Annotated in this window: 10 protein-coding genes; 5 read left to right on the top strand and 5 right to left on the bottom strand. The window is 75.7% G+C overall.

The annotated features are described in order from the left end of the window. Positions 1–185 precede the first annotated feature (185 nt). Entirely contained in the window at positions 186–1,661 is a 1,476-nt protein-coding gene (locus DZF91_RS09740) for an MFS transporter (protein ID WP_117357148.1), read from the top strand. Here DZF91_RS09740 and DZF91_RS09735 read toward each other — a convergent pair. Further along, complete coding sequence (locus DZF91_RS09735; RefSeq protein WP_117357147.1) at positions 1,550–2,431, bottom strand: LysR family transcriptional regulator; 882 nt, start codon at positions 2,429–2,431, stop codon at positions 1,550–1,552. The two genes, DZF91_RS09740 and DZF91_RS09735, sit on opposite strands and share 112 nt — an antisense overlap. Positions 2,432–2,519: 88 nt before the next feature. On the opposite strand from DZF91_RS09735, the gene DZF91_RS09730 reads away from it, so the two are divergent. Continuing rightward, positions 2,520–3,713, top strand: a complete 1,194-nt coding sequence (locus DZF91_RS09730) for an MFS transporter (protein ID WP_117357146.1) — start codon at positions 2,520–2,522, stop codon at positions 3,711–3,713. A gap of 165 nt (positions 3,714–3,878) precedes the next feature. Here DZF91_RS09730 and DZF91_RS09725 read toward each other — a convergent pair whose 3' ends face one another. Next, positions 3,879–4,622 carry an SDR family NAD(P)-dependent oxidoreductase gene (locus tag DZF91_RS09725; protein WP_117357145.1) on the bottom strand — a complete coding sequence of 248 codons (744 nt, stop codon included), beginning with the start codon at positions 4,620–4,622 and terminating at the stop codon, positions 3,879–3,881. Positions 4,623–4,762: 140 nt separating this feature from the next. Here DZF91_RS09725 and DZF91_RS09720 point away from each other — a divergent pair, with 140 nt between their 5' ends. The 3 genes from DZF91_RS09720 to DZF91_RS09710 are packed head-to-tail and all read left to right on the top strand — an operon-like array spanning position 4,763 to position 7,178. Beyond that, the gene (locus tag DZF91_RS09720; protein WP_117357144.1) at positions 4,763–6,142 is read left to right on the top strand and encodes an alpha/beta fold hydrolase; all 1,380 of its coding nucleotides are present in this window, start codon (positions 4,763–4,765) and stop codon (positions 6,140–6,142) included. Further along, entirely contained in the window at positions 6,139–6,720 is a 582-nt protein-coding gene (locus tag DZF91_RS09715; protein WP_117357143.1) for an RNA polymerase sigma factor, read from the top strand. Before DZF91_RS09720 ends, DZF91_RS09715 begins: the two co-directional genes overlap by 4 nt. After that, positions 6,717–7,178: a hypothetical protein gene (locus DZF91_RS09710; RefSeq protein ID WP_117357150.1), complete on the top strand. Its 462-nt coding sequence runs from the start codon at positions 6,717–6,719 to the stop codon at positions 7,176–7,178. Before DZF91_RS09715 ends, DZF91_RS09710 begins: the two co-directional genes overlap by 4 nt. A 65-nt stretch (positions 7,179–7,243) precedes the next feature. On the opposite strand, the gene DZF91_RS09705 is transcribed toward DZF91_RS09710, so the two are convergent. The 3 genes from DZF91_RS09705 to DZF91_RS09695 form a co-directional block, all read right to left on the bottom strand. Beyond that, complete coding sequence (locus DZF91_RS09705) at positions 7,244–8,008, bottom strand: group II truncated hemoglobin (RefSeq protein ID WP_117357142.1); 765 nt, start codon at positions 8,006–8,008, stop codon at positions 7,244–7,246. A gap of 151 nt (positions 8,009–8,159) precedes the next feature. Further along, positions 8,160–8,870 (bottom strand): copper resistance CopC family protein, encoded by a 711-nt coding sequence (locus DZF91_RS09700; RefSeq protein ID WP_235834188.1) that lies wholly within the window; start codon positions 8,868–8,870, stop codon positions 8,160–8,162. Next, on the bottom strand, positions 8,867–9,577 hold the full coding sequence (locus DZF91_RS09695; RefSeq protein ID WP_117357141.1) for a YcnI family copper-binding membrane protein: 711 nt from the start codon (positions 9,575–9,577) through the stop codon (positions 8,867–8,869). Before DZF91_RS09695 ends, DZF91_RS09700 begins: the two co-directional genes overlap by 4 nt. Positions 9,578–9,867: the final 290 nt, after the last annotated feature.

Raw genomic sequence — 9,867 nt, 5'->3', positions numbered from 1 at the left:
CCTCGGGCGCGGCGCGGGGAGCCTCGGGCGCGGCGCGGGGAGCGTCGGGCGCGGCGCGCGGTGCCTCGCCTGCGGTGCGCGGGGCGTCGGTGGGTGTCACGCCCCCATGCTGCCATCTTGTGAGAACTGCACATCATGTGTACTTTCTCGCATTAACTACACATTGTGTGAAGTTTGGAGTGCGGATGCGGTGGTGGTTGGTCGGCGCGGCGGCGCTGGTGGTGTTCATGGCGACCCTGGACACCAGCGTGGTCGCGGTCGCGCTGCCCGCGCTGGAGCGCGACCTCGGCGTCCCGACGGCCGCCGTGGAGTGGGTCGTCCTGGGGTACCTGCTGCCGCTGGTGGCGCTGACCCTGCCCGCCGGGCGGTGGCTCGACCGGGTCGGACGGCGTCCGGCGCTGGTCGCGGCGGTCGGCGGGTTCACCGTGGCGAGCGTCGCCGCCGGGGCCGCGCCGGCGCTGCCCGTCCTGGTCGCGGCGCGCGCCGCGCAGGGGGTCTTCGCCGGGGTGCTGTTCGCGCTGGTCCCGATGGTCGTGCTGGCGGCGGGACCGCCGGAACGCGCCGGCCGCGCGAGCGCGGCGGTCATGACGTTCGGGCCGCTCGGCGCGGTCAGCGGGCCGGTGCTCGGCGGCTGGATCGTGCAGGAGTGGGGCTGGCCGTGGATCTTCTACGTGAACGTCCCGGCCGGGCTGGGCGTGATCGCGGTCGCGCTGCGGGACCTTCCGGCGGGGGAGCGGCTGCGCCCGCCGGACCGGGGGCTGCTGGGTGAGACCGTCCTGCTGGGCGCGGCCACGGGCGCGCTGCTGACCGGGTTCTCGCTGGCGGCCGGGCGCGGGATCGGCTGGCTGGCGCTGACGGGGGTGGGCGTGCCGTTCGTGCTCGTCTGGCGGCGGACGGCGGCGGCGCGTCCGGTCCGGACGCTGCTGGCCTCGCGGCAGGTGGCGGGACCGGTCACGGCCGTGCTGCTGGCGGCGGCGACGTTGTCCCTCGTGGAGTTCCTCGCGCCGTACTACCTGCAACGCGTGCTCGGCGTCGCGGCGGGTGAGGCGGGGACGGCCGTCCTCGCGCTGCCGGTCGGGATCGTGCTGGGCGGACCGGTCGGCGGGGTGCTCGCCGACCGGTGGGGCGGCGGAGCGGCCGGACGCGTGCGGGCCGCGCTCTGCGGCTGCGTGCTCGCCGTCCTCGGGACGGCCCTCGCCGCGCCGCTCGGGACGGGCTGGGCCCCGGGCGAGCTGAGCTGGCGGCTCGCGGTGCTCGGGCTGGGCGTCGGGATCTCCAGCGGACCCGTGTTCACCCTGGTCATCACCGCCGCCCCGGCCGGGGCACAGGGCACGGCGGGCGCGGCGCAGAGCCTCGCCCGCCAGCTCGGCTTCGCCGTCGGGCCCGCGCTCGCGACCGCCGCGTGGTCGCTGTCCGGGCACCGCGTGGCGGGGATGCGCGCCGGGTTCGCCGTCGCCGCGCTGCTCGCCGTCCTCACGGTCGGGGCCGTCCTGTGGGGACGGCCCGGACGCGCGGACGGCGGGGCGGGCGGCGCGGCGGACGGCGGAGGTCAGAGGCGGGTGCTGACGAGGTCGGCGAAGGCGCGCAGCGCGGGGGACGGGTCGCCGCGCCGCCAGACCAGGCCGAGGACGGAGTCGGGCAGGCCGTCCACCGGGACGTAGGTGATGTCGGAGCGGGCGAACGACCGGCCGGTCGGGACGCAGAACATCAGGCCGCCGCGCCCGGCCGCGATGGTGATCAGCGCCTCCTGGAAGCTCGACACCGACGGGCCGCGCGGGATGGGGCGGCCCTCCGGCGTGGTCGTCGGGGACGTCAGCTCGCGCCAGTAGGCGGGGGCGTGCCCGGTGACGTCCAGCAGCGGGACGTCGGCGAGGTCCTCGGCGTGCAGCCGGCCCCGGCGCGCGGCCGGGTGGCGGGTGGAGAGCGCGACGGCCTGCTGCTCCTTGGCGAAGGACGGACCGACGACCAGGTCCGGCTCGGTGACCGGGAGCAGCGTGACGATCGCCTCCACCTCGCCCCGGCGGAGCGCGCCGAACGGGTCGGTCATCGGGACCTCGGCGAACGTGACGGCGAGGTCGGGATGGCGGGCCTCCAGCATCCCGGCGGCCTCCACGACGCCCTCGCGGGCCGCGCCCGTGAGGAACCCGACCCGCAGCTCGCCGGTGATGCCGCGCGCGGCGGTGCGCGCGTCGTCCAGGGCCGCGTGCAGGGCCTCGTAGGCCGGCCGCAGCTCGCGGAGCAGCCGCTCCCCGAGCGGCGTCGGCCGGACGCTGCGGCTCGTCCGGTCGAACAGCCGCCCGCCGACCTGCCGCTCCAGCGACCGGACGAGCTGGCTGACCCGGCCCTGCGAGAGCCCGAGCCGGTCGCCGGTCCGGCCGAAGTGCAGTTCCTCGCCGAGCACGAGCAGGCACTCCAGTTCGCGCAGCTCCACCCCGCCCCCTCCCGATCATTAGTCGAGTTAATCCAAGGATGCGGGGATCGCCGTTGTTCCGGAACCCGCCGGAACCGAGCCTGGAGGCATGATCGCCAAAGCTCCGCTGGTGGTGGCGACGGGCACCTTCACGATCGTCACCACCGAGATGCTCCCCGTCGGGCTGCTCTCCCCGATGGCCCGCGACCTGCACGTCGCCGAGGGGACGGCCGGGCTCGCGGTGACGCTCCCCGGCGTGGTCGCCGCCGGGTCCGCGCTCGCCGTCGCCCTCGGCGCGGGCCGGATCGACCGCCGCGTCCTGCTCTGCTCGCTCGCCGGGCTCGTCGCGGCGGCCAACGCCGTCTCGGCGGTCGCGCCGTCGCTCGCCGTGCTGCTCGCCGCCCGCGTCCTGGTCGGCGTCGCGATCGGCGGGTTCTGGGCGATCGCGGCCGGGATCGCGCCCCGGCTCGTCCCGGAGCGGCAGATCGGGACGGCCACCGCGACGATCTTCAGCGGGGTCGCGGTCGCGTCGGTCGTGGGCGTCCCGGCGGGCGCGTTCGTCGGGCAGGCCGCCGGATGGCGCGCCTCGTTCGGCGTCACCGCGCTGCTGGCGGTGGCCGTGCTCGTGCTGATGGCGGTGTCGCTGCCGCCGCTGCCCGCGACGGCGCCGTTCCGGCCGTCCGACCTGCCCCCGGTGCTGCGGCTGCCGACGATCCGGCTCGGGCTCGCGCTGACCGTGCTGATCGTCGTCGGGCACTTCGCCGCGTACACCTACGTCCGGCCGGTGCTGGAGGAACTGGGCGGGGTGCGGCCGTCGCTCATCGGGCCGATGCTGCTCGGCTACGGGCTGGCCGGGATCGCGGGCAACTTTCTCGCCGGACGCGCCGCCGGCCGCGACCCCCGCCGGACGCTGCTGGTCCTCGCGGTCGCGATCGCGCTGGTCACGGGCGTCCTCGCGGCGACGTCCGCGCCGCCGCTGCTGCCGCTGCTGGTGTGGGGCGTCGCGTACGGCGGGGTCTCGGTCTCGCTCCAGACGCTGCTGTTCTCCGACGGGAACGCGCCGCCGGAGGCCGCGTCCTCGCTGATGTCCACCTTCTTCAACGGCTCGATCGCGCTCGGCGCGCTGGTCGGGGGCCGGATCACGGACGGGCCCGGGCTCGTCCCGCTGCTCTGGACGGCCGCCGCCCTCACCCTGGCGGCGGCCCTCCTCGCCGCCGTCTCGACGGGCACCGCCCGGCGCGCCCGGCCCGCCGCCGAAACGCTCCCGGACGACGCCCTCCCCGACGAGACCCCCGCACGCTGAGCGCACGGGGGTCCCGCGCCCGGCTCCTGCCGGTTGCGCTCGTGCCGGTCCGGGCCGCGCTGATCCGGACGTCACCATCCGGATCAGCGCGTGCGGGCCGGCACGAGCAGGTCGGCGCGTGCGGGGGCCGCGCCGACGGGTCGCGTGTCGGGTCGGCGCGTCGGGTCAGGCGGAGAAGCCGCCGTCCACGCTGATCGCCGTGCCGGTGACGTACGCGCCGCCCGGGCCGGCCAGGTGGGCGACCATCGTGGCGATCTCGGCCGGCGCGGCGTACCGGTTGAGCGCGGTGAACGCGGCGAACGTCGGGGCGTTCTCACCGTCCGCCGGGTTCAGCTCGGTGTCGGTCGGACCCGGATTGACGATGTTGACGGTGATCCCGCGCGGACCGAGGTCGCGGGCGAGGCCCTTCGCCAGGCCGGTCAGCGCCGTCTTGCTCATCGAGTAGAGCGAGAGGCCGGGGAACGGCGCGCGCTCGGCGACGTTGCTGCCGATGAAGACGATCCGGCCGCCGTCGGTCATCCGCCGGGCGGCGGCCTGCGCCGCGAGGAACGGCGCGCGGACGTTCAGCGCGATGGTCCGCTCCAGCTCCTCGGCCCCGACCTGGTCGACCGGCGCGACGACGAACGCGGCGGCGTTGTTGACCAGGACGTCGAGGCGCCCGAACGTCCCGGACGTCTCGTCCACGGCGGCGACGACGGCCGCCGCGTCCGCTCCGTCCGCCTTGATCGCCAGCGCCCGGCGGCCCGCCGCCTTGATCTTCTCGACGACCTTCCCGGCCGCCTCGCCGTTGCTCCGGTAGGTGAACGCCACGTCGGCCCCGGCCTCGGCGAGCCGCACGGCGACGGCCGCCCCGATGCCCCGGCTGCCGCCCGTGACCAGCGCGACCTTGTTCTCGATCTCGTTGCTCATGGGTACGAGTCTGCGGTCCGGCGATCCCGGCCGCTGGCGCGAAAACGACGCCTCATCTCCGGTGACGCAGGTCACTGGAACGTCCCCCGCCCGCCGCTCCTCTTCCCCGCCGACACCACTTCTCGGGAGAGGCGCGAACCTTGGACGACGACCCTCGGCGGGGACGGGCGGTGGCCGGACGCGCCGTCGCCGCGCTGCCGGCCCTCGACGGCGTGCTCCACCTGTACTGGACGACCGGCCTCACCTGGCCCGCGCCCGACGACCGCTCGCTGTCGCTGGCCGTGTTGGGCGGGGAGGTCCCGTTCACGCCCCGCGTCCTGCTGCCGCTCGCCGCCCTGCTGCTCGGGACGTCGGCGGCCGTGGCGGTCTTCGCGCGCGGCTCGTCCGGACGCCGGACGCACCGGCTGTGCGGGCTGGTGGCGTTCGGCCTCGCGGTCGGACTGCTGGTGCGCGGGCTGGCGGGCGTCGTGTGGGCCTGCGGGGTCCTGGACGGCTCCGGCAGCACCTTCTACTGGCTCAACCTGCTGCTCTACACCCCGGTCTGCCTCGCCTTCGGGACGGCGGCGGCATGGCTCGTCGGCGTGCACCGCCACCTGGGACGGGCTGTCGCCCTGGCCCTGCCCCTGGTGCTGGTGGCAGCCGCCATGGTCGGCGCGTACGGGTGGCGGCCCGGTGAGCAGCGCGGATACCGGTCGCCGTTCCTGGCGTCCGTCCCGTCGCGGTACCTGGACACGCCGGTGGCGCGGTTCCACTACGTCCGGCAGGGGACGGGCGGGTCGCCGGTGGTGCTGCTGTCACCCGGCGCGGCATGGGTGTTCGCGTGGCGGGCGCAGCTCACGGCCCTGTCCCGGACGCATACCGTCTACGTCCTCGACCTGCCCGGACAGGGGTACACGACGGTCCGCGACCCGCACTTCACCTGGGACCTCGAGGGCATGACGGCCGCGGTCGACTCCTTCCTCACCGGCCTGCGGCTGCCGTCCGTCGCGCTCGCCGGGAACTCCTGGAGCGGCGGATGGGCCCTCGCCTACGCGCAGCGGCACCCGGACCGCGTCGGCAGGCTCGTCCTGCTCGCCCCGTCCGGCCTGCACGAACGCGACCCGATGGCCTGGGAGGCCATGAAGATGCCCGCGGTCGGGGAGCTGCTGACGAACCTCGCGGCCGGACGGGGCACCGTCGCGTCGTCCGTCCGGGGGCTGTTCGTCCACAAGGAGCGCGCGACCGGCGCCGTCATCGACGCGATGTGGGCTCCGGGCACGCGCGGGGCGAACCTGCGGTCGAACTACCGCCTGGAACGCGGCCTCGACTGGCGCGGGACCGAGCGTGCGCTGCCCTCGACCCGGCAGCCCGCCCTCGTCGTCTGGGGACGTCAGGACACCGTCCTCCCGGTGCGGCAGGCGCGGCGCTTCGGCGCGTTGCTCCCGCACGCCGACGTCCGCGTCCTGGAAGGCTGCGGGCATGCCCTCACGCTCGACTGCCCCGACGAGGTGTCCGGCCTGATGGAGACCTTCCTCCGATGACCGCCGCCCCAGGCCCCGGCCCGCGCAACGGCCCGCCCCTCGGCTCGCGCCCCGCGCGCGCCCCGAGTGATGGGCGTGATCCGCACGATCCGGGCGTCTCGCTGGCGAGGGCGGCGCTGGCGGGCGACACGCTCGCCATACAGGACCTGCTCGCCCACCTCGCCCCCTATGTCGCGCGCATCTGCGGCCCGATCGCGCTCGACGACGGTCCCGACGCGGCCCAGGAGGCCCTGGTGGCGGTGTTCCGGTCGCTGCGCACGCTGCGCGAACCGGCGGCCCTGTACGGCTGGACGCGCGCCATCGCTGTCCGGGAGGCCGTCCGGGTCGCCCGCCGCGCCGCCCGCGCGCGGCCCGCGGAACTCGCCGACCTGCCCGCCCCGGACGACCCGGAGCTGGCCGCGGACATCCGCGACGTCCTCACCCGGCTGTCGCCGGAACACCGCGCCGTGCTCGTCCTGCGCGACCTGGAGGGCCTGGACGAGCGGGCCGCGTCCCGCCTGCTGGACATCCCCGCGGGCACCGTCAAGTCCCGGCTGCACCGAGCCCGGGAGAGTTTCCGGAAGGCGTGGTCCGCATGAGCGGCGACAACGGCTGGCCGACCGCGGAGCTGGACGACGTCCGGCGGCTGCGGGTGATGGCGGCGTCCATCCTGGGCGCGCGCGTGGACGAACGCGTCCTGCCCCGGACGCTGGACGAGGTGTGGGCGGTGATGGGCGACCTCGAAGGCGGCTTCGGCCGGTTCCAGCCGGACATGCGCGACGTCCGCGTCGTCCGGGCCGGGCAGGGCCGGGTCGTCGCGCTCGCCCGCAGCCGGTTCGGGATGCGCGCCCGCCTCGAGGGGACGCTCCGGCCGGGGTGGTGCTGGCTGCAGAGCCGCTTCCTGATCATCGGGATGGCCGCCGCGCCCGAACCCGGCGGCGGCACCCGCGTGGCCGTCACGGGCGGCGTCCGCGTCCCGGTGCGCGCCGCGATCGTCCCGCTCGGCGTCCGCCGCGAACTCGACCGGACCCTGACCCGCCTGGAGTCCCTGCTCTGACCGCCCGCCCGCGCCCGCCTCCGGACGGCCCGCGGCCCGTCCGGCGGGCGGGCCGGGGCCGGAGGTCAGGACGGGATGTAGGGCGGGGCGACGCCCCAGCCCCAGTGCGGCATCGGGGCTTCCAGCGGAGGCGTCGCGTCCGGCTGGGAGTTGGTGTGCGCGATGCGGGTGCCCCACTCGATGTAGCTCGCGAACGCGGCGCGGAACTCCGGGTCGTCCGGCAGGCCGACGTCGTCCGCGGCGTCCATCAGGAGGTTCACCCAGCGGCGCCGCTGCGGCTCGCTGATCGCCTTGCCGAGGTGCTGCCGGACCATGTGGTGGTAGCCGCCGCGCTCGGCGCTGTAGCGCTCCGGGCCGCCGAAGACCTCGGCGAGCCACATCGCCACGTACCTCGGGTGGTCCTTGTCCATGTGCGCGAACAGCGGGCCGATCAGGTCGTCCTTGAGGACGTGCCCGTAGAACACCTCGGTGAGCCGCTGGAACGCCTCCTCGCCGCCCGCCCACTCGTACATGGTCGGGACGCTGCCGCCGAGGCCGCGCACGGCCGTCCACTCGTAGTGCCGCATCTCCTCGATGCGGTCCACGTACGGCCGGATCTCGGCGAAGAACGCGGCGAAGTGCTCGCCGGAGCGGAACTCCTGGAGGTGGGCGGCGGCGGACGTCCAGGTGATGCGCAGGACGTACCACTCGGGCTCGTCCACGCAGCGGCTCAGCTCGTAGTCGACGCACTGGGGGGCGGCGGCGAGGGACGCGGCGGCGCCGGCGTAGGCGGCCTCGAACCCGTCCGCGTCCGCGCCGGCGATCCGGTAGCGGATGTACTCGACGATCATGGCGCTCACTCTCCCAGGTGACCCCTGCCATGTAATCAAGTAATCATCGCCGGGTTCTGGCCGGATTCGGCCACCGGGCGCGTGCGCCGAGGGTTTGACGGGCTGCGAACCCTGGGAGGCCGGATGCGGCCTCCCAGGGCATTCGCACAGGTCAGCTAGTACGTGAGCGCCGCGCCCAGGCGATCCCGCCGCCGATCGCCGCGAGGACCACCACGCCGAGCCCGATCCACAGCCAGCCCGCGCTTCCCCCGCCCGACGACGGCTCCGCCGAAGCCGAGGGAGAGGCCGAGGGCTGCGCCGGATTCGCGGAGGCGGACGCGGAGGCGGACGCGGAGGCGGAGGCGGGCGCGGACGACGGCGACGCGGCGGGCGAGCCGACCACGGTGAAGGTGAACTCGCCCGTGACCGGATGGCCGTCCGCCGACACGGCCCGCCAGCCGACCGTGTAGACGCCTGCGGGCAGCGGTCCCTTGACGTCCTCGGTGACGACGTTGTCCACGGCGCGCGCGGTGTTCGCCTCGTGCCGTCCGCCGGACGCGTCCGTGAGGACGACCTTCGGGTAGCCGACCGGCTCCGAGTAGGTGAGCATGATCTTCGACGGAGAAGCGATCTTCGCGCCCGCCGCCGGGTCCGACTTCTTCAGCGCCGTGTGCGCCGACGCCGGAACCGCCGGGACGCCCAGCACCGCCACGGCCACCGCCGCGCCCACGCCCGCCGCGAGCACCCGCGCCCGTCCGTTCCGCGCCTTCACGCCCTGCCTCATCACTGCCGCCCCCTCCATGTCGTTCTGCGTTCCCGCATTGTTCGGCGTCGCCGCGCCGTTCGGCCTTGTGACCTGCGGTTCCTTCTCCTGCGCGGTCATGGGCGTCCCTTCGCGCGGCGAGCGCGGGCCAGGCCGAGCGCGCCGACGACGAGGCCGATGACGCCGACCGCGATGCCGGCTCCGCCGAGCACCCGCGCCGTCTCGTCGTCGGGGTCCACGGACGCGGTGGCGACCGGTCCGCCGCCTGCCTCGGTCACCTCGGCCGTCGCCTTCGGCGTCAGAATCAGGACGGGCGCGGGGTGTTCGGGCTCGTCCGCGCCGTGGCCCTGGTCCTGGTCCCACTTCACGACGCTCTTGTCGGAGTAGGTCTGCTCGGCCTTGAACACCAGCCGGTCGGCGTCGTCGGGAAGCGGCCCCAGCGAGACGTCGAACTCCTGGAACTGGCCGGGGTCGATGCGCCCGCCCGACCAGGTGAGGCTGGAGACGGCCTCGGTCAGGACGCCGCCCTCGGTCTTCACCGGGGTGGCCAGCTTCGACTTGGCGACCTTCACCGTCCAGCCGGGGACGGGCCGGACGGACACGAACGCGATCGGGTGGTCGGCGGGCAGGTCGACGCGGACCTGCGTCGTCCCGGCGTCGGGCTTCTCGTTCGGGACGCGGAACGAGACCTTGGTGAAGCCGCCCTTCTCGGCGGTCCCGGGGTTGACGGTGACGTGCGCGGACGCGGCCGTGGCGGACCAGGCCAGCGCGCCGCCGGCCAGCGCCGCCACGGCGGCGGCCCGCCGCGCGCGGACATAAGTGGACATGGGAGGACTCCGTTCGAGCATGAGGGAACCGGGCGGGACCGTGACCCGCCCGGTGGTGACGCGTGAACCGCGCGCGAGTACCGAGGCCGCGTGCTGAGGCGGGCTGTCGCGTGCCGCGCGCGTGATGGTCGGCGGCCGGCCGGACGTCCCGGGGGAGGGACGGCTCAGGCGGTCGCGGACATGCGTGAACGGAGAAAGGGCGGCCCTCGCCGGACGACCTGGTGCCGCAGCGCCCGCCGGAGCGCGGCGGCGGGGACGGACGGCGCGGCCGGGACGGGCGCGGGCGGCGC

Source organism: Actinomadura logoneensis (genome assembly GCF_003428695.1).
GTDB lineage: Bacteria > Actinomycetota > Actinomycetes > Streptosporangiales > Streptosporangiaceae > Spirillospora > Spirillospora logoneensis.
The sequence above is the reverse complement of the archived record's forward strand: the minus strand, read 5'-3'. Positions and strand labels throughout refer to the sequence as shown.